The 26,028-nt window shown below is 60.5% G+C and carries 27 protein-coding genes and 1 pseudogene; 17 read left to right on the top strand and 11 right to left on the bottom strand.

The window, feature by feature from the left end; translation table 11 throughout:
• Positions 1–144 precede the first annotated feature (144 nt).
• The 5 genes from treY to FHW37_RS14905 form a co-directional block, all read right to left on the bottom strand.
• Positions 145–2,688 carry a malto-oligosyltrehalose synthase gene (gene treY / locus FHW37_RS14925; RefSeq protein ID WP_145637768.1) on the bottom strand — a complete coding sequence of 848 codons (2,544 nt, stop codon included), beginning with the start codon at positions 2,686–2,688 and terminating at the stop codon, positions 145–147.
• Positions 2,685–4,535 (bottom strand): malto-oligosyltrehalose trehalohydrolase, encoded by a 1,851-nt coding sequence (gene treZ / locus FHW37_RS14920; RefSeq protein WP_145637766.1) that lies wholly within the window; start codon positions 4,533–4,535, stop codon positions 2,685–2,687. The genes treY and treZ overlap by 4 nt, the downstream gene beginning before the upstream one ends.
• 138 nt (positions 4,536–4,673) lie before the next feature.
• Complete coding sequence (locus FHW37_RS14915) at positions 4,674–5,360, bottom strand: metallophosphoesterase family protein (protein WP_145638071.1); 687 nt, start codon at positions 5,358–5,360, stop codon at positions 4,674–4,676.
• 68 nt (positions 5,361–5,428) lie between these two features.
• Entirely contained in the window at positions 5,429–6,268 is an 840-nt protein-coding gene (locus FHW37_RS14910; protein ID WP_145638069.1) for a nucleotidyltransferase family protein, read from the bottom strand.
• Positions 6,269–6,433: 165 nt separating this feature from the next.
• The gene (locus FHW37_RS14905; RefSeq protein ID WP_145637764.1) at positions 6,434–6,685 is read right to left on the bottom strand and encodes a hypothetical protein; all 252 of its coding nucleotides are present in this window, start codon (positions 6,683–6,685) and stop codon (positions 6,434–6,436) included.
• Positions 6,686–6,844: 159 nt separating this feature from the next.
• On the opposite strand from FHW37_RS14905, the gene FHW37_RS14900 reads away from it, so the two are divergent.
• A complete protein-coding gene (locus tag FHW37_RS14900; RefSeq protein ID WP_145637762.1) occupies positions 6,845–7,033 on the top strand; it encodes a DUF3008 family protein in 189 nt (62 codons plus the stop codon).
• Positions 7,034–7,321: 288 nt separating this feature from the next.
• Here FHW37_RS14900 and hutX read toward each other — a convergent pair whose 3' ends face one another.
• Entirely contained in the window at positions 7,322–7,852 is a 531-nt protein-coding gene (gene hutX / locus FHW37_RS14895; protein WP_145637760.1) for a heme utilization cystosolic carrier protein HutX, read from the bottom strand.
• 9 nt (positions 7,853–7,861) lie between these two features.
• Positions 7,862–8,209 carry an antibiotic biosynthesis monooxygenase family protein gene (locus FHW37_RS14890; protein ID WP_145637758.1) on the bottom strand — a complete coding sequence of 116 codons (348 nt, stop codon included), beginning with the start codon at positions 8,207–8,209 and terminating at the stop codon, positions 7,862–7,864.
• A 158-nt stretch (positions 8,210–8,367) separates the two neighbouring features.
• On the opposite strand from FHW37_RS14890, the gene FHW37_RS14885 reads away from it, so the two are divergent.
• The 3 genes from FHW37_RS14885 to FHW37_RS14875 are packed head-to-tail and all read left to right on the top strand — an operon-like array spanning position 8,368 to position 11,148.
• Complete coding sequence (locus tag FHW37_RS14885; RefSeq protein WP_432442862.1) at positions 8,368–9,255, top strand: heme/hemin ABC transporter substrate-binding protein; 888 nt, start codon at positions 8,368–8,370, stop codon at positions 9,253–9,255.
• Positions 9,255–10,340 (top strand): FecCD family ABC transporter permease, encoded by a 1,086-nt coding sequence (locus FHW37_RS14880; RefSeq protein ID WP_145637755.1) that lies wholly within the window; start codon positions 9,255–9,257, stop codon positions 10,338–10,340. The genes FHW37_RS14885 and FHW37_RS14880 overlap by 1 nt, the downstream gene beginning before the upstream one ends.
• 25 nt (positions 10,341–10,365) lie before the next feature.
• On the top strand, positions 10,366–11,148 hold the full coding sequence (locus FHW37_RS14875; protein ID WP_145637753.1) for a heme ABC transporter ATP-binding protein: 783 nt from the start codon (positions 10,366–10,368) through the stop codon (positions 11,146–11,148).
• 12 nt (positions 11,149–11,160) lie between these two features.
• Here the strand turns inward: FHW37_RS14875 and FHW37_RS14870 are convergent, their stop codons facing one another.
• The 3 genes and pseudogenes from FHW37_RS14870 to FHW37_RS14860 form a co-directional block, all read right to left on the bottom strand.
• Positions 11,161–11,517 (bottom strand): YbaN family protein, encoded by a 357-nt coding sequence (locus tag FHW37_RS14870; RefSeq protein WP_145637751.1) that lies wholly within the window; start codon positions 11,515–11,517, stop codon positions 11,161–11,163.
• A 20-nt stretch (positions 11,518–11,537) separates the two neighbouring features.
• On the bottom strand, positions 11,538–11,861 hold the full coding sequence (locus FHW37_RS14865; protein WP_145637749.1) for a helix-turn-helix domain-containing protein: 324 nt from the start codon (positions 11,859–11,861) through the stop codon (positions 11,538–11,540).
• Positions 11,851–12,210: pseudogene (locus FHW37_RS14860) on the bottom strand (type II toxin-antitoxin system RelE/ParE family toxin). The gene FHW37_RS14865 and the pseudogene FHW37_RS14860 overlap by 11 nt, the downstream one beginning before the upstream one ends.
• A 117-nt stretch (positions 12,211–12,327) precedes the next feature.
• On the opposite strand from FHW37_RS14860, the gene galE reads away from it, so the two are divergent.
• The 5 genes from galE (at position 12,328) to FHW37_RS14835 (ending at position 16,209) form a co-directional block, all read left to right on the top strand.
• Positions 12,328–13,317: a UDP-glucose 4-epimerase GalE gene (galE, locus tag FHW37_RS14855; protein WP_145637747.1), complete on the top strand. Its 990-nt coding sequence runs from the start codon at positions 12,328–12,330 to the stop codon at positions 13,315–13,317.
• Between the two features lie 28 nt (positions 13,318–13,345).
• Positions 13,346–13,741, top strand: coding sequence for a VOC family protein (locus FHW37_RS14850; RefSeq protein WP_145637746.1), 396 nt, complete (start codon positions 13,346–13,348; stop codon positions 13,739–13,741).
• Between the two features lie 11 nt (positions 13,742–13,752).
• A complete protein-coding gene (gene ung, locus FHW37_RS14845) occupies positions 13,753–14,445 on the top strand; it encodes a uracil-DNA glycosylase (protein WP_145637744.1) in 693 nt (230 codons plus the stop codon).
• Positions 14,446–14,590: 145 nt separating this feature from the next.
• Positions 14,591–15,520: a VOC family protein gene (locus FHW37_RS14840; protein WP_145637742.1), complete on the top strand. Its 930-nt coding sequence runs from the start codon at positions 14,591–14,593 to the stop codon at positions 15,518–15,520.
• A gap of 65 nt (positions 15,521–15,585) precedes the next feature.
• A complete protein-coding gene (locus FHW37_RS14835) occupies positions 15,586–16,209 on the top strand; it encodes an alpha/beta hydrolase (RefSeq protein WP_145637740.1) in 624 nt (207 codons plus the stop codon).
• A gap of 32 nt (positions 16,210–16,241) precedes the next feature.
• Here FHW37_RS14835 and FHW37_RS14830 read toward each other — a convergent pair whose 3' ends face one another.
• A complete protein-coding gene (locus FHW37_RS14830; protein ID WP_145637739.1) occupies positions 16,242–17,366 on the bottom strand; it encodes a metallophosphoesterase in 1,125 nt (374 codons plus the stop codon).
• 232 nt (positions 17,367–17,598) lie between these two features.
• Between FHW37_RS14830 and FHW37_RS14825 the strand changes: the two genes are divergently transcribed.
• The 8 genes from FHW37_RS14825 (at position 17,599) to FHW37_RS14790 (ending at position 26,026) form a co-directional block, all read left to right on the top strand.
• Positions 17,599–18,060: a MarR family winged helix-turn-helix transcriptional regulator gene (locus FHW37_RS14825; protein WP_145637737.1), complete on the top strand. Its 462-nt coding sequence runs from the start codon at positions 17,599–17,601 to the stop codon at positions 18,058–18,060.
• On the top strand, positions 18,057–19,220 hold the full coding sequence (locus FHW37_RS14820) for an HlyD family secretion protein (protein WP_145637735.1): 1,164 nt from the start codon (positions 18,057–18,059) through the stop codon (positions 19,218–19,220). The genes FHW37_RS14825 and FHW37_RS14820 overlap by 4 nt, the downstream gene beginning before the upstream one ends.
• Positions 19,221–19,239: 19 nt before the next feature.
• Positions 19,240–20,781 carry a DHA2 family efflux MFS transporter permease subunit gene (locus tag FHW37_RS14815; RefSeq protein WP_145637734.1) on the top strand — a complete coding sequence of 514 codons (1,542 nt, stop codon included), beginning with the start codon at positions 19,240–19,242 and terminating at the stop codon, positions 20,779–20,781.
• 89 nt (positions 20,782–20,870) lie between these two features.
• Positions 20,871–22,295 carry an aldehyde dehydrogenase family protein gene (locus tag FHW37_RS14810; protein WP_145637733.1) on the top strand — a complete coding sequence of 475 codons (1,425 nt, stop codon included), beginning with the start codon at positions 20,871–20,873 and terminating at the stop codon, positions 22,293–22,295.
• Positions 22,285–22,677 carry a RidA family protein gene (locus tag FHW37_RS14805; protein ID WP_145637732.1) on the top strand — a complete coding sequence of 131 codons (393 nt, stop codon included), beginning with the start codon at positions 22,285–22,287 and terminating at the stop codon, positions 22,675–22,677. Before FHW37_RS14810 ends, FHW37_RS14805 begins: the two co-directional genes overlap by 11 nt.
• A 139-nt stretch (positions 22,678–22,816) precedes the next feature.
• Entirely contained in the window at positions 22,817–24,709 is a 1,893-nt protein-coding gene (locus FHW37_RS14800) for a diguanylate cyclase (RefSeq protein WP_186458258.1), read from the top strand.
• A 144-nt stretch (positions 24,710–24,853) separates the two neighbouring features.
• On the top strand, positions 24,854–25,282 hold the full coding sequence (locus FHW37_RS14795; protein WP_145637729.1) for a L,D-transpeptidase: 429 nt from the start codon (positions 24,854–24,856) through the stop codon (positions 25,280–25,282).
• Positions 25,283–25,408: 126 nt separating this feature from the next.
• A complete protein-coding gene (locus FHW37_RS14790) occupies positions 25,409–26,026 on the top strand; it encodes a YceI family protein (protein WP_145637728.1) in 618 nt (205 codons plus the stop codon).
• The last annotated feature ends 2 nt before the right edge of the window (positions 26,027–26,028 follow it).

Here is a 26,028-nt window from a genome sequence, read left to right as displayed (position 1 = left end):
AGTTTCAGCCTGACATGAAGCTCAGGTAAAGATTCAAGGCGCCGCTCCATGATGGAGCGGCGCCTTGATTTTTGGGTGATGGGTGAGGCTATCAAACGACAATGCAGAGGCCTCCCTTGCGCGCCCAATAGGACGCGCTGCGCACTAGCTTGCGACGAGGATAGCGAAAGGGTGGTCGACGAAAACGCGGGCAATGCCGATCCTGTCGCGTGCGTCATAAGTCTTGCCGCTGCAGAGGTCGAGATAGCGGCGATTGGCCAGCCTTGGCGGCAGATTGACCTCGGTTTCGACCCACTGTTCCGAACGGGCTGCGACATCACGGTGCAGAGCGCCGAGGACAAGACGGGGTGTTATGACGATGACGGCATCATCGAAATCGGCACGGGCGAAGGCAAGCAGGTTGACCGAACGGCCGCCATTCGCCTGAAGCGGCAGATAATCGCCCTCGCGAAACAGGGATGGCGCCTCCTGGCGAAGCCGCAGCAGTGACGCGATGACGTGCTGTTTCAGACTTCCACTCTGCCAGGACGCCTCGCTGGATGAGGACAGCCGCGGGCCTCGTTCCATAAGCTGTGTTTCGAGATGCGAAAAATCCGGTTCGCGGCGATTGTCGGGGTCGACGAGGCTGAAATCGAGACCTTCCGCGCCCTGATAGATATCCGGCACGCCGGGCGCAGTCAGTTTTACGATCGTCTGGGTCAGGCTGTTGACGAGACCTGCCTCGACAAAGGGATGAAGGGTTTTGGTGAAATCCGCCAGGAAATCCTGATTGCCGGGGGACAGGAGGTGGCGGGCATAGTTCAGCACGGCCTTTTCATAAGCTTCGTCACCATCGCCCCAGTTGGTGCGCAGCTTTGCCTCGCGCAATGCCTTTTCCAGATAGGGCAAAAAGCGATCTTCGAGTGCCTTCAGCCCACCTTCATCGTCGATCGCAAGGTCTGTCGGCCAGACACCGGCGAGGGACTGGTAGATCATCCATTCCACCGCCGGCTCCGGCGCAGGGCCGGTTTCGAGGGTGGTAAGAGCCTTGCCGTTCATCGCCTGCCAGCGGGCAACACTTGCAGCCCAACGGTCCGGTGCCTCGGTCAGGGCATAAAGCCGGGCGCGGGCATCTTCGCCGCGTTTCGTGTCATGGGTCGTGGTGGCGGAAAGGGCGTCCGGCTGCCGGTTACGGCGTTCCGTCATTTCCGCATGGAAACGGTCGAGCGAGAATGTTCGCGGAAGCGGCTCGGCGCCGACCTCGTTGAGCGCCAGGACTGCCGCATGACGGAAGAACAGCGTGTCCTCCACCGATTTTGCCATCAGCGGGCCGGTCAGTTGCTGAAAACGCGTCCGGAAGGTCGAGGCCTCTCCGGCAGCAGCAGGTGATACATCGCCCTTCAGGATGCGTGCCAAGAAATCAAGCGCTTGCGGCCGCGGCGCAGTCGAGCCGGTTCGGATCTTTTCGAGGATTGTTTCAAGCAGGGAAGTTCCTTCCGCCGGAAGGCCTGCGGTTGTGCCATAGGTCCGGTAGACGGGAAAAGCGGCAAGCAATTCGCGCAGAGCTGCTTTCATGTCCTCCTGCGATGACGGGAGCTCATTTCCTTCGAGCCTGGCAATCTCGGCTGCGAGTTGCAGAAGTCTGGCAAATTCGCCCGCGAAATTGTTGTCTGCCATCAGCAATTTGGCATTGCGCAATTCCGCCGACATCTCGACCGGCCTGCCGATGAAGGCGTCATAAGCCTTTCGCATCGCTGCCACGCCGGAATTGTCGACCAGCGCATCGGACAAGGCCGCGATGAACTCATATCCGGTCGTGCCCGAAATCGGCCAGTCGGCGGGGATCTGTTCTCCTTCGCCGAGGATCTTTTCGACCGTGATGTGGCAGGCGCTGCCCGCCTCCTGCCGAAGCCGTTCGAGATAGGCTTTGGGATCGGCAAGGCCATCGACATGATCGACCCGCAACCCATCCACGGCGCCAGAATGGACGAGCTCGAGGATCAGGCGGTGGGCATCGTCGAACACCGCCTTGTCCTCGACCCTGATGCCGGCAAGGCCGGTGATCTCGAAGAAGCGGCGATAGGAAAGATCCCGGCGCGCATCCCGCCAGGAGATCAGCCGGTAGGGTTGGCGCTCATGCAGGGCGGCGATCCCGACTTTGTCGGTGATCGCCAGTATCTCTGCTTCACGGCCTTCATAGGTCTGCGGGGAAAGCGGATAGAAGGTTTCGTAATAGGCAAGGGCCGGCTTTCCAGTATTCGGATCCGGCTTTACCGCGATATCGCCAGCGGCGAGCACGTTTTCAAACGTATCTCCGAGGAAGGGCAGGGTCAGCCGGCGCGACCAGTCTATGTCGAAATGACGGGCGTAACGGCTGTTTTCGCCGTTCTCGACCACATCGTGCCACCACGGGTTTTCGAGCGAGGCGGCCATGTGGTTGGGGACGATGTCGAGGATCAGGCCGAGGCCGGCGGATTTGAGCGCCCGCACCATGTGGTCAAAGCCTTCGCGGCCGCCGATATCCGGGTCGATCTCGTTGGCGTTCGTGACGTCGTAACCGTGGGGCGAGCCGGACGTGGCGGTGAAGATGGGTGAGGCGTAAAGGTGGCTGATGCCGAGGCGTTTCAGATACGGAACGAGGGAGCTGGCACGATCGAAGGTCATGCCGTTGCGGAACTGGATGCGGTAGGTCGCGGTCGGAACGGTCATTGGGCCTCTGTGATGGGGGCAAGACGGACGATGATGGAATTCGGTGCGAGCTTTTTGGCGTCAGGCGACTCGCCTTCCGGCCAGGCGAAGATGATGTCGCCCTGCTGATCGGGCAGCGCCTGCGGCGCCTCGCCAATATTCAGCGCCATGGAAAGTATGCCTTTCGGGAAGGCCCAGGTGACGGCGAGGAAACCCTGATCCGTCCGGTCGATCCTGCCGCTGCCACCCTTGGCGGTGGCAAGGAGTGGCACGATATGGCTCTGGCGAAGCGCCAGAAGGCGTTTGGTGAAATCCAGCCAGTCCTTGCCGCCGGAGGATTTCGGTTTCGCCCAGTCGAGTTTCGAGACCTCAAACGTCGTTTTCGCGTTGGGGTCGGGGACGGTCTCGCCGTCATGGCCGGAATGGCCTTCGAACTCCCGCCGGCGACCCTCGCGCACTGCCTTGGCAAGATCGCCATGGAAATCGGTGAAGAACAGGAAGGGATTGGTCTCGCCATATTCCTCGCCCATGAACATCAGCGGGATATGCGGGGAGGTGAGGAGGGCGGCGAGCAGGAGTTTTGTTCTATCGGTTCCAGCCAGTTCGATCAGGCGCTCGCCCTGGGCGCGATTGCCGACCTGATCGTGGTTCTGGATGAAATCGACGAAGGCTGCGGGCGGTTGGCCAATGCTGTCGACGCCGCGCTTTTCACCGCTCTGCGGCGACACCTCGCCCTGATAGGCAAAGCCCTCGGCAAGCGCTCTGGCGAACAGTTTTTCGGGGTTTTGGGCGAAATCGCCGTAATAGGCGTGGGTCTCGCCGGTCGCGAAAACGTGGACGGCGTTGTGAAAATCGTCGTTCCATTCACCTGTAAAAAGCGGCGCGCCGCCATTCTCGTCGCGCGGATGCAGGAAGGTGACGTTGCGGCAATCCTCGGTCGTCAGATGGATCGGCCGATCGGTGATCTCGGTGCGGATGCGTTCGGCGATCTCGATCAGGATGTGCCGTTCCGATATGTCCTCGATCTGGTCGATCGCATCGAAGCGCAGGCCGTCGAGATTAAATTCCTCCAGCCAGTAGAGCGGGCATTCGACGATATAGCGGCGGGCCGCGTCGGCATCATAGGCGATGCCGGCCCCCCAAGGCGTCATCCGTTCCTTGTGAAAGAAGTGCGGCGCCAGAAGCGGCAGGTAATTGCCCTCCGGACCAAAATGATTGAGCACGATATCGAGGACGACGGATATGCCGTGGCCATGGGCAGCATCGACAAAAGCCTTGAAATCTTCCGGTGCGCCATAGGCTGCGTGAGGCGCGTAAAGAAGGACGCCGTCATATCCCCAGCCACGATTGCCGCCGAAATGCGCGAGTGGCAGGACCTCGATCATCGTGATGCCGAGTTCGGCGAGATAGGGGAGTTTTTCGATCGCGGCGTGGAACGTGCCCTCGGGCGTGAACGTGCCGATATGCAGTTCATAGACGATCGTTTCTTCCCAGGGGCGGCCTTTCCATTGCGGATGCTGCCAGTCGTAGCTTGTCGGGTCGATCACCAGCGAGGGGCCGTTGACGCCATCCTTTTGACCGCGCGAGGCGGGGTCGGGAATGGTCATCCCATCGGCCAGCACATAGGCGTATTCGGCGCCGGGGGTAACGCCGGTTGCCAGAATTTCGAACCAGCCATCGTCGCTGTGGGACATTTCCGTATCACTGCCACCGAGGCGGAGGGAGACAATCTTCTGGCCGGGGGCCCAGAGACGGAAGCGCACCTCGCCGGCCGCGACATATTCGGCGCCCCATGTTTTTGGAAAGGCGCGGAATTCGAGGTCGGCATGGTCCGTGTCAGCGTCAGCATACGGCAGGCTGGGCGGCATTCTTTTTCGTCCCCCTTTGTCAGAGACCGGCAAACGGTCGAGGGACGGGGGAGGTTCCATTGTGGAACATGTTCTTCAAATGAAATTTGGAGCGTTCGTGACAGTCACGGCCGGCTTGGATGGAAACCGGCCGTGATCTTAAAGCTCCAGTAGGGCGTAAGGTTTCCCCGTCGGCTTTTCGATATGCGAGGCGACGTTGTAGACGGGGGCGCCGCCCGGCGTGCGGCCTTCATAGGTGCCGCGATGGGCATGGCCGTGGACCACGGCCTTGACCGGGAAACGATCGATCGTTTCGGCAAGGCGCGAGGAGCCGAGAAACGGAAAGATTTCCTCCGGTTCGCCGGCCACGGTTTCCCGGATCGGCGCATAATGCAAAACCACCATGGCGCGTTCGGAGCGGACCTGCCGCAGGGCATTTTCGAGCCGCATCGTCTCCTCGACGCTTTCCGTTACCATCGCCTTGATCGCCGGCTCACCGAACGACCCGAGCATATGGCGGCCGAAGCCGCCGGCAAAACCCTTGGCGCCGGCAAATCCGACGCCGTTGATCTCGACCGCCTGGCCTTCGAGAAGATGCACGCCGGCATCCTTCAGAATATGGGTGACCTCCTCGACGCAGCCGCATTCGTAATCGTGATTGCCGAGAACGCCGACGACGGGAATGGAGCAGGAGCGCAGGTCGGCGGCCAGAAGCTCGGCTTCCTTGACCTTGCCGAGATCGGTAAGGTCGCCGGTCAGGACCAAGATATCGGCAGTCTGGGAAATCTCGGCAAAAAGATCCTTGTAGGATGCCGTGCCGTGTTCCTTGACATGAAGGTCACCCATGGCGGCGATACGGGCCTTGCTATTGGCCTTCTTCTTTTCGACGGGTTTGTCTTTATCTGTCGCACTGTTCACAGCGGGCCTCCTTGCAATGATGCTTCATCGACGCCGTCGCGCAGGTCGCCTTCGCCGCCGACATCGGCAAAGCCCCATTCCTTGACGTCGATCTCGAAATCCACCCGGCTGAACATGCGGCCGCGGCAGATCTTCATCTGCGGCAGCGGCAGTTCGCGCTGCGCTTTCAGGCGATCCAGAAGCTCGTCCAGCAGCCAGTCGGGAACCTTGTCGCGCTCGGTCGGATAGATCCAGCGGAAGTTCAGGAGGTGGATCAGCAGCACTTCCCAATGTACTTCCATATGGTTGAGCAGGCGCTGCCAGTCGATCTGGTCATGGGCGCGCAGGATCATGTGGACGACATCGCCGCCGTCGTAACGGTGGCGCAGCTGCACGAAGCATTTTGACCAGATGAGTTCCGTCGGCGCGATGATCCGCACCTTGTGGCCGTTCATCTCGATCTGGCGGGCGTTTTCGAACCAGGCGTCGCTGATCGGCATCGTGCCGTTCGAGGCTGCGAAAATGACATCGAAAAAATGCCGGCCCTTTTTCACCTTGCCGAGCCAGCGGTCGTCCTCGACCTCGATCTCGTAGCCCTTTTCCTTGAAATGGGCGAGGATGCGGGCGTAATCGCCGGCCTTGCAGAAGATATCGAGATCCTTGGTAGGGCGGGTGATGCCGGTATAGGCGCTGACGGCAAATGTACCGGCCAGCAGGAAGGGGATGTGGCATTGCACCAGTTCTTCCAGCGAGGCGGCGACAAAAGCTTCCGCGTCCGCATCGGCCAGGGTCGGTGCGGCCTTCACTTCCATTCCCGGCATGGTCTCGACAGGGTGCAGGAGCCTTTCGCCGGTCATGGCTGCGGGCGGTGCTGTGGCCGGCAATGTCTTTGTTACATGTCCTTCGGCAATCATCGAAACGCTCCGATCATGGTTGTGAAGGTGAACCCTTGAACACGACCGGAAGTTCCAAGGCCGCTGATCCCGGTGCCGCAAAGGCGTGGCCGGGATGAGCGGAATGGCCTACTTTTCCTGATTGTCGGCGTTTGCCATCGGGCTTGGGCGGCCGTCCGGCTGGTCGGTGTCCTGGCGCTGGTCTTCGTCCTCGAGATCTGCATCGACCATGAACGTGTCGATCGTGCCGAGCCGGGCGGCTTCGCGGACAGCGTCCAGATTGGTGGAATCATCCTGCGCGTTCAGCGCTTCATCCATGTGCTGACGCTCCTTGGCATCGGCATTGGAAGGCTTGGTTTCAGTCGTCTTCTGGGATTGCATGATGGTTCCTTTCTGGTCGCGGACTGGAGAAGCGGATCTTGAACAGACAACCCGCGAAAACGCTTTGCGGTTCCGCAAGAGACGAGAGTTCAAACGCCCTGTGGAACCAATTCAGCAGATTGCCGGTTGGATTGCTTGTTCAATCATGAGGAGGCGAACATGCCGGCAAAATCCCAGGCACAGCAGAAGGCCGCAGGGGCTGCCCTTGCAGCCAAGCGCGGCGAGATCAAGAAAAGCGCCCTGAAAGGCGCCTCGAAAAGTATGGAGAAATCCATGACCGAAAAAGAGCTGGATGAACTGGCATCGACCAAGCGCAAAGGCATGCCGGAGCATGTGGCACGCCACTAGTTCATTGATCCTGTGGAGAAATTAAAGAGGAGGCGCGCCGCGTCGAAGATCGCCTCCTCCACGGTCGTGATAAAGCGACCGATCCGCCATCGAGCGGCGCAGCCTCTCTTGGTGAAGGACAAAGGCGCTCAAGCTTACGGGCGAAGGGCACCGTCGCAAAGCGGGCCAGAATAGCCCTTCACTCGCCATAACGTCCAGGCGGGCGGATGGTTCCAAAAAAAATCGCGTGCCAGGAAAAAAACCTGAGTTGGGAGATGGCCCGGCGATCAGTTCGCCGGGCCATTGTCGTCAAAGCGCTGCGTAGCGATCGCGAAGCGCTTCGAACTTTGCCAGCTGGTCAGCTTCCAGTTCGCGGGCCTCATCGCGGTGTACGAAGATCTTGAACATGGCGCCGCCCTTCTGGTTCATGAACCAGATCGAACAGGAGCGGCGGCCGTGGAAGGCGCGGTCGACAAAGGTGATCGAGGCGCAATTGTCCTTCTTGATGTGACCGCCGATCGGGCTGTCGCCATGGATGTTGAACCAGCCGTGGCTCTCTGAGCCGATCGGCAGGCTGCCATCGATCTCGGCAACGACATCCTCGGTATGGACGAGGAAAAGGACGATGCCCCAGGTAGCAAGCTCGTTCCAGATATCGAGAAAGCTTTCCTTCGGCGCGATCACGGCCGAGCCCTTTGGCAGGATTTCCAGGATTTCCGCGGGCGTGACTTCGGCGGTCGCGGCAATCGACTCGACAATGCCGTCCGGCTTTTCGGCAAGGGCCGCCAGCGCGCGTTCGCGACGCTCGGCTTCCGTTCCACCCGTATTATGCGCGTCCATCGGCCGGCCTCAGGCTGCGTCGGCGGCGCGCACGCCGTTCTTGTCTTCGTGAATGATCACTTCGAACCCTTCGAAATGCGGGCCGGAGAGATATTCGACCTTGCTGTGGCTCTGGCCGGCATTGGCATGCGCGGCGCGGAACTGTTCCGACTTCGTCCAGGCCTGAAAGTGTTCGAAAGTCTCCCAGACGGTGTGGGACGCGTAGAGGGTGTGATCCTCTGCCTTCGGGCCTTTCAGCATGTGGAATTCGACATAGCCAGGCAGTTCGGCCAGACGGCCCTGACGGCTTTTCCAGAGCGTTTCGAAAGCTTCCTCAAAGCCGGGAACGACCCGGAAACGGTTCATGGCGATATACATGGATCGATCCTCACTTAAGTTTCATTTTTCATTCAAGATATTGGCGGTGGCTGCCCTTGAAAACCCGAAAAAACTTGCGTAGTCAACTCAAGTTATTGGGTCGGCGCAGCCGTATGACGGCATTTTTGCGACGTTCCGCTTCGATGAAAAGGGACTGGATCATGATTTATCGCTTGAGCATCCGGACGCTGTGTGCGGCGGTCATTATTGGCGTCGGTTTTGCAGGCGGTGCGGCGGCGGCCGACAAGGGCAATCCGGAAGCCAAGCGCATCGTCTCGATCGGCGGCACGATCACCGAAATCCTCTATGACCTCGGTGCCCAAGACCGCATCGTCGCCCGCGACTCGACCAGCTCCTTCCCGCAGGAAGCCATGGGCAAGCCGGATGTCGGTTACATGCGGGCGCTTTCCGCCGAAGGCATTCTGGGCCAGAAGCCGGATCTGATCCTGATGGAAGAAGGCTCCGGCCCGCCGCCGGTGATCGAGATCCTGAAGGCCAGCGAAGTGCCGGTCGTCGTCATCCCGTCGCCGCCGGATGGCAAGAAGATCGGCGAAAAGATCCGCAATATCGGCGCTGCCGTCGGGCTTTCCGACAAGGCCGAACCGCTGGCCGCAAAGACGGACGAAAGCGTCAAGGACCTCGCCGACAAGATCGCAAAGATTTCGACCGCAAAGAAGAAGGTCCTGTTCGTCCTTTCCATGGCGAATGGCCGGGTTCTGGCCGGTGGCGCCAATACCGGTGCCGGCGAGATCATCGCCATGGCGGGCGCAGAAAACGCCGCCGCTTCGGTCAATGGCTACAAGCCGCTTTCGGATGAAGCGGTGATCGCCGCACAGCCGGACTTCGTTCTGGCCATGCAGGCCGGCGGCGAACGCGCCATCACGCCTGAGAAGGTGTTTGGCCTACCGTCGATGCAGACGACGCCGGCTGCCGCCAACAAGTCGCTCGTTACCATGGATGGCCTGCTGCTGCTCGGTTTTGGCCCGCGTACTCCGGAAGCCGCCCGCGAGCTTGCGGCAAAGATCTATCCCGGCGCGCTGAACTGATGTCGAGGTCCATCACGATGCCCTTCAAATCGTCCGGCGAAGGTGACCGGACGGGCAGGGGCATTGTCGTCATCGCTGTTCTGGTGGTGATGCTGGTTGCCGCCTGCCTGCTTTCGCTTGGCCTTGGGCCGACCGGTGTCGGCCTTGCCGATCTCTGGGCCTATATGACCGGCCGAGGTGATGCGCTGTCCGTGCAGGAACGGGTGATCCTCGAAGCCGTCCGCCTGCCACGCACGGCGCTTGGGCTCGTGGTTGGTGCTGGCCTCGCCGTCTCCGGCGCGATGATGCAGGGTCTTTTCCGCAATCCGCTGGCCGATCCCGGCATTGTCGGCGTGACAACCGGGGCGAGCCTGTTTGCGATCATGGCGATCGTGCTTGGCAATGGCATTCTGGCGCCGGTCTCGTTCTGGCTCGGTCCGGAATTCCTGCCGCTGATGGCCTTTTGTGGTGGCCTGATCAATACTTGGATCCTTTATGCCATCTCGACCCGTCAGGGACAGACATCGACCACGACGCTGATCCTCTCCGGCATCGCCATCAGCGCGCTGTCGATGGCGCTGATCGGTCTGCTGGTCACCATGGCCGATGACCGCCAGTTGCGTGATATCACCTTCTGGCAGCTGGGTTCGCTGGGCGGGGCGACGATGCCGCGCGTCTGGTCTGTCCTGCCGTTTACGCTGTCCGTGATCGTCATCATGCCCTTCGTCGCGCGTGGGCTCGATGCCTTGATGCTCGGTGACGCGGCGGCCTATCACATGGGCGTTCCGGTGCAGAAGCTGAAGCGGGTCATCATCGTTGCCGTCGCTGCCGCCTGCGGTGCGACCGTCGCGGTCACCGGCTCGATCGGTTTCGTCGGCATTATCGTGCCGCATCTTTTGCGGATCGCCATGGGGCCGTCGCACCGTTTTCTGCTGCCGGGTTCGGCGCTGGGCGGCGGCGTGCTTCTGCTGGTCGCCGATAGCGTGGCGCGGACGATTGCCGCGCCCGCCGAACTGCCGATCGGCGTCGTGACGGCGCTGTTCGGCGCACCCGTCTTCCTGTTCCTGCTGATCGGCCGCAATTCCGGCACGCGGGACATGGGATGAGAATTCACTTGGTCAGGAACCCAAAATGATCATCGCCGACGACATCACCGTCAGCCGGGGCGGACGCAAACTTCTGGACCGGGTGGGGATCACGCTCGAGCCTGGAAAGTTCACGGTCGTGATTGGCCCGAACGGCGCCGGCAAGTCGACGCTGATGAAAGTGCTGTCCGGCGAGATGAAGCCGGATCAGGGACATGTCTCCTATTACGGCAGCAGCGTCGGCCTCTGGTCGACGGCCGAGCTTGCCAAGCGCCGGGCGGTGCTGCCGCAGGCGGTGCAGCTTGCCTTTCCGTTCACGGCACTCGAGATCGCCCGTATGGGCGCCGTTGCCAAAGGCGCTCTCAATCCGAGCGACGAGGCGCGCAAGGCATTGTCGCGCGTCGGCCTGCGCGGGTTCGAAAGCCGGCCCTATCCGTCGCTTTCAGGCGGCGAGCAGCAGCGTGTGCAGTTTGCCCGCGCGCTGGCGCAGGTGCCGCAGGCGGTCGATGGCGAAACGCCCTGCGCGCTCTTCCTCGACGAGCCGACCGCAAGCCTCGATCTCGGCCATCAGATTTCCGTTCTGGAAATTGCCCGCGATTTTGCCTCGGCCGGCGGCATGGTGCTTGCCATCCTGCATGATCTCAATCTGGCTGCCGAATTCGCCGATCATCTCGTCGTCCTGCACCATGGACGCGTCGTCGCCGAAGGGCCTTGCACCGATACGGTGAATGACGAAACGATCGCCGCCGTCTATGGCATTACCGGCACAGTGGGGCGATTGCCGGCGGCGCATATCCCTTACGTCCTGCCGCAGTCGCGGTATCGCTGATCGTATTTATCGTCAGGCATCGGGCCGGGTCAGCATGAAGATTGCCGGCCCGATCATCAGGGCTGCGACCAGCGCCGCAAGCCATGCGGACGGATGAGAGCCGAACCAGAAGCCGGCATAACTGATTGCCATCAGCGAAATCGCCATGATCTTGGCCCGACGCGAGATCGCACCCTTTTCGCGCCAGTTGCGAAGCGGCGGACCAAAGGTCTTGTGGTTCATCAGCCACGCCTCCAGCTTCGGCGAAGACCGCGCAAAACAGCCGACCGCGAGCAGAAGGAAAGGCGTCGTCGGCATGACCGGCAAAAAGGCGCCGATCACCCCGAGGCCCACGAACAGCCAGCCGAGACAGAGAAAGACAAACCGCATGAAGTGCTTTCGAGGTTGATTCAGGTCAAAACCCGAAGCCCATGTTTTCGCACGATATCCAGCAACTTCAAGGCTGGTCCGCTGGGTTTCTTGGCGCCCGTCTCCCACTTCTGGACCGTCGATTCGCTGGTGTTCAAATAACGTGCAAAAACCGGCTGGCTGACATGATTGTCCTCACGCAAGGCCTTGATTTCGGAAGCTGACAATTCGGTAGGGATCGTAAGGCATGTCTCGTCGAAGGTTCGCATCGTTTCCTTGTCGATAGTCCCTGCTTGGTACATGTCTTCGACGGCGCTGTGTATCGCCTCGAAAGCCTCGCTCTTGAATTTCCGCCTAGTCGCCATTCGAAATCTCCACCAATGCGCCGCTTCTCAATTCCGCCGACAGGTCAGCTTCGGTTTTTTTCCGATAAAGTTCGGCCAGTTTCCGAAATGCGATCAGTTCATCGTCGTCAATATTGGCCCTGTCCTGCTTGGCGAAAAGATAGGTAAACACTCAAAACTGGCCTGCTTTCGCGAGGATGATCGATCGGTGCCGGTTCTCGTTCAGCCTTTTCTTGAAGACGCCTCCACAGAGGTCATCGGCCTGGCCTCGCTCCACCTGATCGATCGCGGAATGCAAAGCATGGTCGCTGATCCGGGCCTTTTTAGCCGCTTTCGCGAACCATGATGTTTTGAATCTCCGTGCGGTCATGAGTGAATATTGCACCTGGTGCTACACTTTGCAATATTCTGATCTTCACCCACTTGGCTGGCTTTTCCCGGCTTGGCGATTATATTGCCGCCAACTTCAACAGTGTCCGGGGATAGGATGTCGAAGAAAAAAGTGCTTGTCGTGGGCGGGGCCGGGTATATCGGGTCCCATACGTCTCTGGTGCTGGCGGAACGGGGCTATGAGCCCGTCGTCTTCGACAATCTCTCGAATGGCCACGCGGAATTCGTCCGCTGGGGCGAGCTTGAACAGGGCGATATCCGTGATCGCGCCCGACTCGACGAGGTGTTTGCCAAGCATAAGCCGGATGCCGTGCTGCATTTCGCGGCGCTGATCGAGGTCGGTGAATCGGTCAAGAACCCGGTCGGTTTCTACGATAACAATGTCATCGGCGCGCTGACGCTGCTGTCGGCTGCCATGGATGCGGGTGTAAAAGCTTTCGTATTCTCCTCGACCTGCGCCACCTATGGCCTGCCGGATCGCGTGCCAATGGACGAGACGCATAAGCAGGCGCCGATCAACCCTTATGGCCGCACCAAATTCATCATCGAACAGGCGCTCAAGGATTATGGCACCTACAAGGACCTGAAGTCGGTGATGCTGCGCTATTTCAACGCTGCCGGTGCCGATTTCGAAGGCCGGATCGGTGAATGGCATACGCCGGAAACCCATGCGATCCCACTGGCGATCGAGGCCGCGCTCGGCCGCCGCCAGGGTTTCAAGGTGTTTGGCGACGACTACGACACACGCGACGGCACCTGCGTCCGCGACTATATCCACGTTCTCGACCTTGCCGATGCGCATGTGCGGGCGGTCGATTATCTTCTCGCCGGCGGTGAGACGGTCGAACTCAATCTCGGCACCGGAACCGGCACGACGGTGAAGGAACTGCTTGGCGCGATTTCGGATGTCTCCGGAAAGCCTTTCCCGGTTGAGTATGTCGGCCGGCGCGAAGGTGATTCGACATCGCTCGTCGCCAACAATGACAAGGCGAAGGCCGTGCTCGGCTGGGAGCCGCAATATACACTGGCCGATATCATCAAGTCGGCCTGGGCCTGGCATTCCAAGTCGAACCACATCACCCAGTAAAGCACATCACGCAGTAAGGAAGCCGCAAATGGCAAAGCTGGTCCATTCGATGATCCGCGTTCTCGAAGAGGCGCGGTCGGTCGATTTCTATGAAAAGGCCTTTGGGCTGAAGGTGGCCGATCGCGTGCCCTTCGACGGGTTTACGCTGATCTACATGTCCAATCCGGACACCGGCTTCGAACTGGAACTGACCGTCAATGCGGGCCGCGACGAGGCTTACGATCTTGGCAATGGTTATGGCCATCTGGCGGTGACCGTCGAGGACCTTGAGGCCGAGTACCAGCGGTTTACGGATCTCGGGCTTACCGTTGGCAAGCTTGTCGAGATGCCGCATGACGGCAGGCCGTTCGCAAAGTTCTTCTTTGTCACCGATCCGGATGGCTACAAGACCGAGGTCATCCAGCGCGGCGGGCGTTTTCAGTAGGAGACAAGGGCATGGCCGAAGGCGAAGTGAAGCTCGAGGACAGCTGGAAGTTTGCGCTCGAAGCGGAATTTGCCAGCCCCTATATGGCACAGCTGAAGCAGTTTCTCGTTGCCGAAAAGCAGGCGGGAAAGCAGATCTTTCCAAAAGGGTCCGAATATTTTCGTGCGCTTGATCTCACTCCGCTCGACGAGGTGAAGGTCGTCATTCTCGGCCAGGATCCCTATCACGGTTTCGGACAGGCGCATGGCTTATGCTTTTCGGTCAAGCCGGGGGTGCGCACCCCGCCTTCGCTCGTCAACATCTACAAGGAGATGGAGAGCGATCTCGGCATTCCGCCGGCGCGGCACGGGTTCCTTGAACATTGGGCACAACAGGGCGTGCTGCTCTTAAACAGCGTGCTGACAGTCGAAGAGAGCAGGGCGGCGGCGCATCAGGGCAAGGGCTGGGAGCAGTTTACCGATGCCGTGATCCGTACCGTCAACGAGGAATGCGAAAACGTCGTCTTCATCCTCTGGGGCTCCTATGCCCAGAAGAAGGCGGCCTTTGTCGATACGACGCGGCATTGCGTGCTGAAGGCGCCGCATCCGTCGCCACTTTCGGCCCATAACGGCTTTTTCGGTTCAAAACCCTTTTCCAAGGCAAATGCCTATCTGGAGCAGCATGATCGCGAACCGATCGATTGGCAGCTTCCTGAAAAGGTCTGATTTGTGAACGACATGGTATTTGTCGTTTCCAATAATTGAACAATGCGTTCGGATGTGACTGTCTATCCAATCGGTCCCTGATCGACCAAATATCACTCCAGAAAGACGGGCCGCACAGGGCGGCCTTGAACCAAGGAGTTTTAAAATGCTCGACCAGATCAAGGGCCTGCACCACGTCACCTCGATGGCTGCCAGTGCCAGCACCAACAACAAGTTCTTCACCGACACGCTCGGCCTGCGCCGCGTCAAGAAGACGGTGAATTTCGATGCGCCGGATGTCTATCATCTCTATTACGGCGATGAAGTCGGCACGCCCGGTTCGGTCATGACGTATTTCCCGTTCCCGCACATTGCCAAGGGCCGTCCCGGCACCGGTGAAGTCGGCACGACGCTCTTCTCCATTCCGGAAGGGGCGCTCGGCTTCTGGACTGACCGCCTGACCAAAGCCGGCGTCGATGGCCTCAAGGCCGATAGCGCCTTCGGTGAAAAGCAGCTGCATTTCGCAGGCCCGGATGGCGATGGTTTTGCCCTTGTCGAAGTTCGCGACGATGCCCGTGCCCAGTGGACCGGCAACGGTGTCGGCACCGATCATGCGATCCGTGGTTTTCATTCCGCAGCGCTGCGGCTTCGTGATGAGGGTGCGACTTCGGAATTGCTGAAGTTCATGGGTTATGAGCAGGTCGATGCCAAGGACGGTGTCACGCGTCTCGCCATTCCGGGCGGCAATGGTGCCGATTTCATCGATATCGAGACCATGCCGAACATCGCCCATGCGCATCTCGGCGCCGGCTCGGTGCATCACATCGCCTTTGCGGTTGAAAACCGCGCAAAGCAGCTCGAAGTCCGCAAGGCGCTGATGGATACCGGTTATCAGGTGACCCCGGTCATCGACCGCGATTACTTCTGGGCGATCTATTTCCGCACGCCGGGCGGCGTACTGTTCGAGATCGCCACGAACGAACCGGGCTTCGACCGGGACGAGGATACGGCGCATCTCGGTGAAGCGCTGAAGCTGCCGCAGCAGCATGCGCATCTGCGCTCGGTTCTCGAAGAACATCTGGAGCCGCTGGCTTAAGCCTCGGCCAACGGTATCGCGGGGCGGCAGAAGCCGCTCCGCTCAAACGCATTCAGGAGAAGATCATGAGTTACGACAGCTATGTGCACCGGGTGCGGCCCGGTGCTCCCGGATCGCCGATCCTGTTCGTCTTTCACGGCACGGGCGGCGATGAAAACCAGTTCTTCGATTTCGGCAGCCGGCTTCTGCCGGGCGCGACGATCGTCTCGCCGCGCGGTGATGTTTCCGAACATGGCGCGGCCCGGTTTTTCCGGCGCACGGGCGAGGGCGTTTATGACCTCGACGATCTGGACCGAGCGACGCAGCGGATGAGCGAGTTCGTGACGGCCAATCGCGACCGCTACGAATCCTCTACCGTGCTCGGCCTCGGCTTTTCGAACGGCGCCAACATTCTGGCCAATGTGATGATCGAGAATCCCGGTCTGTTCGAAGCGGGCGTTCTGATGCATCCGCTCATCCCGTTCAGGCCTGCCGACCGCAAGGTGGAAGCGCAGGCGCATGTGCTGATCACGGCAGGTGAGCGCGATCCGATCTGCCCGGTGCCGCTGACGGTCGAGCTTGCCGATTATTTCAAGCGCCAGAACGATGCGGTGACGCTGGAATGGCATCCGGGTGGCCACGAAATCAGGCCGAACGAGATCGATGCGGTGAAAACGTTCTTGGCACCCTATGGGGCGTCTGCAAATTGATGATCTGGGGGCTTTTGCCCCCAGTCCTGTTTTCAGGGGTTTGTATCCCGGCGCAACGTGAACACCGTCAGTTCCGACGGTTTTCCGAGGCGCAGCGCAAATCCCGGCCACAGCGCTGTGCCGTTGTTGACGTAAAGCTGCAACCGGCCAACCTGGTACAATCCTGAAACAAAGCCGTTATTGCTGCGGGCCACGATCCGGTCGAGACCCTGCACCATGCCGCCATGGGTATGACCCGAGAGCTGCAATGCGACACCCGCCTCGGCGGACCGGGGTGCCATGCGCGGCTGATGGTCGAGCAGGATGACGGGGGCGTCCTTCGGGGCACCGGCAAGCGCGGCGGACAGGTCGGGCGAGGGGTAATTGCTGCGGGTTGCTGCAAGGTCGGTGACGCCGGCGATCACCAGCTGGCCGTCGCCGCGTTCGATCACTGCATGCCGGTTGAGAAGCATTTGGACACCAAGGTCGGTGTCACGCTTCATCCAGTCCTCGTAGCTGAAGAAATATTCATGATTGCCGGGAATGCCGAGCACGCCGTCGCGGGCGCGCAGCCCTGCAAGCGGCGCGACGTCCTCGCGGCGGGACTCTACGCTGCCGTCGATGAAGTCGCCGGTGATGGTGATCAGATCGACATTCAGCGCATTCGATTCTTTCACCACCGCTTCTGCCCAGGATTTCGGGAAGAGGCGGCTGATATGCAGGTCGGTGAGCTGCAGGATGCGGTACCCCTCAAAGGCCGGCGGAAGGTTCTTGATGGCGATCTCGACGTTCTTTTCCGGCGGCACGCGCACTGCCTGCGCCACGCCCCATGAGGCCAGCCCGATGGCGAGCACGCCCATCGCATAACGCAGTTCCGGCGGAACGGCCGGGAAATGGCGCAGGACCGGGATGAGAACGATCGAAACCACGTCCAGCGCAATCTGCATGACGGCCAGCAGCACCATCGCACCGAACAGCACGTTGAAGAGAATGATCAGCGGCCGCGGATATTCCGGCGCGAAGACCGAGCCGGATGAGAGGCGGCTGATCAGCAGATGCTGCGAGGCGACGAGCAGGACGCCTGCGAGAATGATCTTCAGCGGCAGGATCCAGGGAAGCGGGGCAATGAAGCGGAAGACCACGACCAGCCAGGGAAGACCGAGGATGAAATGGAACATGAATGTCCTTGAAAGAAGGGCCGTATGAAGGTTGCGGGCATAATTGGGGTGGCTTGAAGATGGCCATGCCGCCGTCTCTCCGCAAGGCGTGACCCGTCATTCTGCGATGGGTCTCGGCCTACGTTTCAATAACCAATGTGACGAATTTGTAACGTTTCGCAGCGCCGATCTTCTTGTGCACTGCATGCAAATGATATACATGCTAATCATCAGCATGTTATCGTTCTAGTCTATGCTCAAGCCCGCCCCGACCCTTGGTTTCCTTCTGCACGACGTATCGCGCCTGCTTCGAAAGCGTTTCGAGCAGCGGGCGAAGCATATCGGACTGACGCGGGCGCAGTGGCAGACGATCGCCTATCTTTCGCGCTGCGAAGGCATTCATCAGAAGGCGCTGGCCGAGCTTCTGGAAATCACGCCGATCTCGCTGATGCGGGTGCTCGACAATCTTGTCGAGCGCGGCATGGTCGAGCGGCGGCCGCACGAGACCGACCGGCGGATCACGCTGCTTTATACGACGGAAACGTCGCGGGCGCTTCTCGATGACGGGCGCAAGCTCGGCGAGACCACCCGCAATGAGGCGCTCGAAGGCATTTCCGCCGAAGAGCGCCAAAAGCTTTTCGAAATTCTCGAAGTCATGAAATCCAACCTCGTCGAGGCCTGCCGCGCGCCGGTCGAAGAAGAACCACTGCCATGAGCGAAAATTCTGCACGTCCCTCTGAAAACAGCAATGTCACCGTTCTCGATACCGGCGCCAACGCCGCATCGGGTGCCGGAAAGCCGCGCAAGAAGCGCAGCCTGAAGCGGCCGCTGCTCTTCGCACTTCTGCCGGTCGCGCTTGTCGTCGGCGGTTATTATTATGTCGAGGGCGGCCAGATCATGGCGACCGACAATGCCTATCTGGCGGCCGATATTCTCGGCGTTTCCACGGATGTCGCCGGCACCGTCGCCTCGATCGACGTGCATGAGAACGAGGAAGTGACCAAGGGCCAGGTTCTTTTCACCCTGAAGCAGGACAGTTTTCGCATCGCTCTGGATGGCGCCAAGGCAAAGCTCGGTGCCGCGCGCAACCAGCTTCTGAACCTGCAGGCTTCCTACAAGCAGATGCTGGCCCAGATCGCCCAGACGGAAGCCGACATTCCCTATTACGAGACGGTGCTGGAGCGGCAGCAGCGGCTGATCTCCGGCTCGGCGGCCACACAGGGCGCTTATGACGACGCCAAGCACAATCTCGATGCGGCGCGCGAAAAGGTGGCGGTGGCCAAGGCGCAGGCTGCCGCGACGCTCGCCGAGCTCGGTGGCAATATCGACCAGCCGATCGAGGAGAACCCCGTTTATCTGGAAGCCAAGGCCGCTGTCGACGATGCGCAGCGCCAGCTCGACAATACCGTCGTCAAGGCGCCTTATGCCGGTGTCGTCACCAATGTGAGCGCGCTGCAGGTCGGTCGTTATCTCGATGCGGCGGAGCAGGGCTTTTCGCTGGTCTCCACCCACAATATGTGGATCGCCGCCAATCCGAAGGAAACAGAGCTCACCTATATCAAGCCCGGCCAGCCGGTCTCGATCACCGTCGATACCTATCCGGATGTAACGTGGAAGGGGACGGTTGCGAGCGTCAGCCCGGCCTCGGGCGCCAGTTTCGCGCTGCTGCCGGCGCAGAACACGTCGGGCAACTGGGTCAAGGTCGTGCAGCGCATTCCGATGCGCGTGACGATCGACGATGCCGACGCCCAGGGCAAGCCGCCGCTTCGGGCCGGCATGAGTACGGTGATCGAGGTCGATACCGGCCACAAGCGCGGCCTGCCGCAATTCGCCCAGAAGCTGTTCAACATGCCGACCGCGCAGGCGCACGAGTAACGGCCCGAGGGTAACGGTTATGAGCACTTCCGGTAGTGCCGCAGCAGGTGTCGTCGCAAACCGCGGCGCCATCACGGCCTGCGTCATCCTTTCGGTCATCATGCAGGCGCTCGATACGACGATCGCCAATGTGGCGCTGCCCTATATCCAGGGCAGCGTGGCGGCGAGCGCCGACCAGATCAACTGGGTGCTGACCTCCTATATCGTCGCAGCCGCGATCATGACGCCGCCTTCCGGTTTTCTGGCCGCGAAATTCGGCCGAAAGCGGGTTCTGCTGACGGCGATTTTCGGATTCGTCGCGGCCTCGGTTCTTTGCGGTCTCGCGCAGTCGCTGCCGCAGATCGTCGGTTTCCGCCTGCTGCAGGGCCTGTTCGGGGCGGCGCTCGTGCCGCTGTCGCAGGGCATCATGCTCGATATCTATTCGGTCGAGGAACGCGGATCGGCCATGGCGCTGTTCGGCGTCTCGGTCATGGTCGGGCCGGTGCTCGGGCCCGTGATCGGCGGCTGGCTCACCGACAATATCAGCTGGCGCTGGGTGTTTTATATCAACGTGCCGATCGGCGTGATCGCCTTCATGGGCATCAGCGTCTTCGTGACAGAAACCAAGGTCGATTCCGGCGCGAAACTCGACTGGTTCGGTTTCGGCATGCTCTCGGTCGCGATCGGTGCCTTGCAGCTGTTTCTCGACCGCGGCCAGCAGCTCGACTGGTTTTCGTCGAGCGAGATCGTCATCGAGGCCATGGTCTGCGCCAGCGCCTTCTACCTGCTGATCGTGCATACGTTCACGACGGAAAAGTCGTTCATCAATCCGCGGCTGTTCCTCGATCAGAATTTTTCCGTCAGCATGGTCTTCATCTTCGTGATCGGCGTCACCTATCTGGCGTCGCTGGCGCTGATGACGCCCTATCTGCAGTCGCTGATGGGCTATCCGGTCATCACCGCCGGTATCGTCATGGGGCCGCGCGGTCTTGGCACGATGTTGTGCATGTTCGTGGTCGGACGGCTGATCGGCAAGGTCGATACGCGCATCCTGCTGTTCGTCGGTCTCGCGATCACCGCCTGGGCGATGTATGACATGACCGGCTGGACGCCGGATGTCTCGCAATGGACGATCATCTATGTCGGCTTCATCCAGGGCGCCGGTCTCGGTTTCCTCTTCGTGCCGTTGACGACGGTGGCGTTTTCGACGCTGCCCGCCCATATGCGCGGCGATGGAACCGGCCTCTACAATCTGTCGCGCAATATCGGCTCCAGCGTCGGCATCGCCGTCGTCTCGGCGCTGTTGGTGGAGAACACCCAGCGCAATCATGCCGACCTTGCAAGCTATGTGACGCCGTTCAACCATGCTTTTCAGGCGAAGGCCGCAGCCGCGCTTGACCCGATGACTGCGGCCGGACGGGCAGCACTCGACGAGATCATCACGCTGCAATCAACGATCATTTCCTATATCGACGATTTCAAGCTGCTGATGATCATGTCGCTGGTGGTGATGCCGCTGATCCTCGTGTTGCGCAAACCGGAAAAGCCGCCGGAGATCGACCACAGCGCCGCCATGGAATAGGTGAGCGCAGGCCTTCTCGAAGGCTTGCGGTCGGCAAGGGCATCGTCGATAGTGCCCCCGTTCCCGCAAGCTCGAGCCCGGAGGCGCAGATGTCCAACCACCTGAAATTCTTCATTGACGGGGCCTGGGTGCCGCCGGTCGTGCCGGTCGCGCTCGATGTGATCGATCCGTCCACGGAAGAGGCCTATACCCAGATCGCGGTCGGCTCTGCTGCCGATGTCGACAAGGCGGTGGCGGCGGCAAAGGCGGCTTTCCCGACCTTTTCGGTCTGGCCGCATGCCGAGCGTCTGGCGCTTCTGAAGCGCATCCTTGCCGAATATGAAAAGCGCTACGAGGATATCGCCCAGGCCGTCTCGCGCGAAATGGGGGCGCCGCTCGCCTTTGCCCGCGATGCGCAGGCCGCCGCCGGCCAGGGACATCTCACCGCCACGATCGAGGCGATGGAAAAATATGAATTCACCGAACAGCGCGGCTCGACGCTGGTGGTCAAGGAGCCGATCGGCGTCTGTGCACTGATCACGCCCTGGAACTGGCCGCTCAACCAGATCACCTGCAAGGTCGGCCCGGCGATCGCCGCCGGCTGCACCATGGTGCTGAAACCCTCCGAAATCGCGCCGATCTCCGGCATCATCTTTGCCGAGGTGATGGAAGCGGCCGGCACGCCGAAGGGCGTGTTCAACATGATCAACGGCACCGGTCCGGATGTCGGCCAGGTCATGGCCGGCCACAAGGATGTCGACATGGTCTCCTTCACCGGCTCGACGCGAGCCGGCATCATTGTCGCCAAGACCGCTGCCGATACGGTCAAGCGCGTTGCGCAGGAGCTTGGCGGCAAGTCGCCCAACATCATCCTGCCGGATGCCGATCTCGCCCAGGCGGTCTCGGATGGCGTCACGGCCTGCTTCGGCAATTCCGGCCAGTCCTGCGATGCGCCAACCCGCATGCTGGTGCCGCGCGATCGCCATGACGAGGCGTTGTCCGTGGCGAAGACCGCGGCCGAGGCGATGACGACCGGCGATCCGCGCAATGACGACACCAATCTCGGCCCGGTCGTCAGCCAGGTCCAGTTCGACAAGATCCAGAAGCTGATCGAGGCCGGCATTGCCGAGGGAGCGACGCTCGTCACCGGTGGCCCGGGCCGCCCGGAAAACCTCAATCGCGGTTATTACATCCGCCCGACCATCTTCGGAAACGTCACCAACGACATGACCATCGCCCGCGAGGAGATCTTTGGGCCGGTCCTCTCCATCTTGCCTTATGACAGCGAGGAGGAGGCGATCGAGATTGCCAACGATACGCCTTATGGGCTTGCCGCCTATATCCAGGGCGAAGTCACCCATGCGCGCAAGGTTGCCGCGAAGATGAGAGCCGGTTCTGTCTATCTCAATTATCCCGACTGGGATCTGTTCGCACCTTTCGGTGGCTACAAGCAGTCCGGCAACGGCCGCGAATATGCCGACTGGGGCATTCACGATTTTCTCGAAATCAAGGGCATCGTCGGCTATGGCGCATAAACCGATCAATCCACCTTCCGTCCGCAAGCCGTTCGGCGCCTATAACCATGGCCTGCTGATCCCGCCGGGTGCAAGCCTGCTCGTCACTTCCGGCCAACTCGGCATCTCGACCGAGGAAAAAATCCCGACGGATGTGACCAGCCAGGCCGAGCTCTGCTTCAAGGCGATCGGCGCGATCCTGGAAGAGGCGGGCATGACCTATGCGGATGTTATCCGCATTTCCGGCTTCGTCACCAGCCGCGAGGATTTTCCGGCCTATATGGCGGTGCGCGACAAATTCACGCTCGACCCGAAGCCGGTTTCGACGCTGATCGTGGTCGGCGGTTTTACGCGGGCGGAGTTTCTGGTCGAGGTCGAAGTGACAGCCGCCAAGGTGTTCTGACCCATGACGGGACGGGTGTCGCAACTGGCCTGTTTGTGACACCCGATTGTGATTACCAATCGTTATGTTCCTCGGCGTATGATCGTCGCCAGTCGTTTTTGTTCCGCGTTCTGACGATCCGGCCGAGGAGGCTGTGTTTTTGATTACTCTCTGGCATGGATTGCTTGCCAACACGGCAATCGTAGCGCTCGTGATTGCCCTCTGGTCGAATGTCCGTCTGCGCGTTTCGGATTATTCGCCACGCGTCCGACAGATCGGCTTCGGACTTCTGTTCGGCATTGGCGCGATCATTTTGATGTCGCTCCCGTTCCAGCTGGATGAAGGTGTCTTCATCGACCTCCGGTCGACGATGATCGCGATTTCCTTCTTTGTCGGCGGACCGGTGCCGGGCATGATCACGGCCGTGATGGCGGCGCTTTTCCGCCTTTACTGGGGTGGCGCCGGTGCACCGATCGGCCTCTTTGCCATCTCACTGACATCCCTGGTGTCGTTCCTGGCCTATCGCTCCCGGAAGGGCACAGTGCCGAGCCTGCGCGAAAGCGTCCTTCTTTCCGCGGCGCTGCCGCTGGTGACCATCGCTTCCAGCCTGCTGATGCCCAATTCCGGCTTCGTCGTTCCGCATATCCAGCTGCCGGTCGTCATTCTGGTCTTCGTGACGACGCTGATGGCGTGCCTTGCTGTCGCAAGTGAATTGCGCCGCCGGCAGGTGGAGCAGACCAACCATGTCTACCGCATGGCGATCGACAGTCTGCCGGAGCCTCTCAATATCAAGGATGAGCAAGGGCGGTTCGTGATCGCCAATCCGGCAACGGCGACGCTGCTCAAGGCCGAAAGCGCCGAGGCGCTGATGGGCAAGACCGATTTCGACTATTACCCGAAAGAGGTCGCGGAAGCTTTTCGCGCGGACGAGCTGAAGGTCGTCGAAAGCCGGGTTGCCTCCGTTGCCGAGCAGCAGGTGCATCATCTCGACGGTACGACGATCTGGCTATCGACCCTGAAGGCGCCGCTTGTCTGCCAGGAGGGCGGGCTGTTCGGCGTGATCACCCATAACCGTGACGTGACGGACCGTCGATTGCTCGAACTGGCGCTTGCAGAGCGGGACCGCAATGCGGTCGAGGCGCTTTCGGGCATGTCCGACGGCATGGTGATGTTTGACAGGCATCTCAACCTCGTTTTCTGCAACGAGCGCTACCGCGCGATGTTTTCGGTAACCGCCGACCTTCGCGTGCCGGGAACGGCTGCCGCTTCCATTCTTTACGCCTCGATTGCGCGCGGCGAACTGGTTGGTATCGCGCAGGATCAGGTGGGGAAATGGGTGGAAACGGCCCTGTCGCGGCTGCAGCAGGCGGGCACCGTGCAGTTCCAGCTTGCGGATGGGCGCTGGATCGAATCCCGCACCCGCCCGACGCCGGATGGCGCCTGTTTCGTGATCTGCTCCGACATTACCGATACCAAGCAGAAGGAACTGGAGCTGCGTGATCTCAATGACCGGCTGTCGGTTCTGGCGGAAACGGATGGGCTGACGGGTCTTCTCAATCGCCGCGCCTTCGATGCCCTGATGGACGAAGAGGTTGCTCGCGTCGAGAAGGGCGGCGGCACGCTCGGTCTTCTGATGATCGACGTCGATCGTTTCAAGGCGTTCAACGATACCTATGGGCACGGCGTGGGCGACACATGCCTGAAGGCCGTGGCAAACTGCCTCAAGGCGACCGTGCGCGGCTCGCTCGACCACGCTGTCCGTTACGGCGGCGAGGAGATGGCGCTGGTGCTTCCCGATGCCGATCAGGAAACGGCACTGGCGATTGCCAAACAGTTCTGCGAAAGCCTCCGCGCGTTGAAGATCGAACATTCCGGCAGCGAGAAAGGCATCGTCACGGCAAGCGTCGGGGTGGCGATCATGACGCCTGCCATGCCGGGCATGGACGCCAACCGGCTGGTCACGCGCGCAGACGAGGCGCTTTACGTTGCTAAGAAGGAAGGGCGTGATACGGTCAGGCTCTGGGAACAGCCGAAGCTTCGTGTCGTCCAATAAAAAGTAACTATGTATTCTGTCTTGTGCCGATTTGGCCTGTATAGGTAAAATTTAAAGATAAAGCGCCGGCGCCATTCCAATTTATATTGAATGTTTGATGCGATGATGCTGGAATTGTTATCCTAGGGGGCTAGGGGTCGTTCCATGCGCCGTTTTGTGATGGGGGCAGCCTTGCTCCTGTGTGGTCAGTTTTTCGCATCGCAAGCATTCTCATCCAGCCTCGTTGCCAGCGTCAGTCTGTCGACGCAGACGATGACCGTCATGCAGGATGGTGTCGCCGTCCATCGCTGGAAGGTTTCGACTGCGCGGCCGGGTTATTCCACGCCCATGGGCAGCTGGAGCGCCAAGTGGCTTTCGCGCGATCACCGCTCGAAGAAATATGATGACGCGCCGATGCCGTTCGCGGTTTTCTACAATGGCGGTTATGCGGTGCACGCCACGTTCGAGACGCGGCGGCTCGGGCGCCCGGCATCACATGGCTGCATCCGTCTGCATCCGCAAGACGCGGCGACCTTCTTCGCGCTGACCAGCCAGTACGGGCTGTCGAACACCCGTATCGTCGTCAGCCAATAAACGTCGATTTCCTGCAAAGTCTGACGATCTGCCGCATCGGCCCTCCGAAAACCGTTCCGGTTTTTTGGCCGATGCTGTAGGCGTTTAAGTCGTTTCGAATTTGATTCAGCCGTTGGATTGATCCTCATGAAATATCTAGGTCTTCTTGCTCTTGCCGCCCTCCTGTCGACATCGGCGCTCGCCGCCGACAAGCCCGCTCCCGCACCGAGCGGCACCTATGTTTCCGATCCGCGCCATTCGAGCGTGACATGGAAGATCAGCCATCTCGGGCTTTCGAATTACACGGCCCGTTTTACGCGGATGAAGGCGGAACTCGTGTGGGATACGCAGAACCCGACCGCTTCCAAGGTGACCGTCGATATCGATCCCCTCTCGGTGCGGACGGATTTTCCGTTTCCCGAAAAGGAAAATTTCGACCAGGAAATCGGCACGCGGCCTGACTTTCTCGGAGGCCAGCCGATCCGTTTCGTCTCGACCTCGGTGAAGGTGACGGGCGATAATCGTGGTGAAGTGGCTGGTGACCTGACCTTTCGCGGCGAGACCCATCCGGCCGTGCTGGACGTGACCTTCAATGGCTCGATGGCCGAGCAGCCGATGGAAAAAGTGCCGAAGGTCGGTTTCTCCGCCGTCGCAAAGTTCAAGCGCAGCGACTGGGGTGTCGCGCCGAAGATCAAGTCGCTGGGCGACGAGATCACGGTGATCGTCGAAACCGAATTCGCGCCGCCGGAAAAGACCGCCAACTGACG

Origin of the sequence: Neorhizobium alkalisoli, assembly GCF_007829835.1 — a bacterium.
In the GTDB taxonomy this organism is placed as follows: Bacteria; Pseudomonadota; Alphaproteobacteria; order Rhizobiales; family Rhizobiaceae; genus Neorhizobium.
The sequence above is the reverse complement of the archived record's forward strand: the minus strand, read 5'-3'. Positions and strand labels throughout refer to the sequence as shown.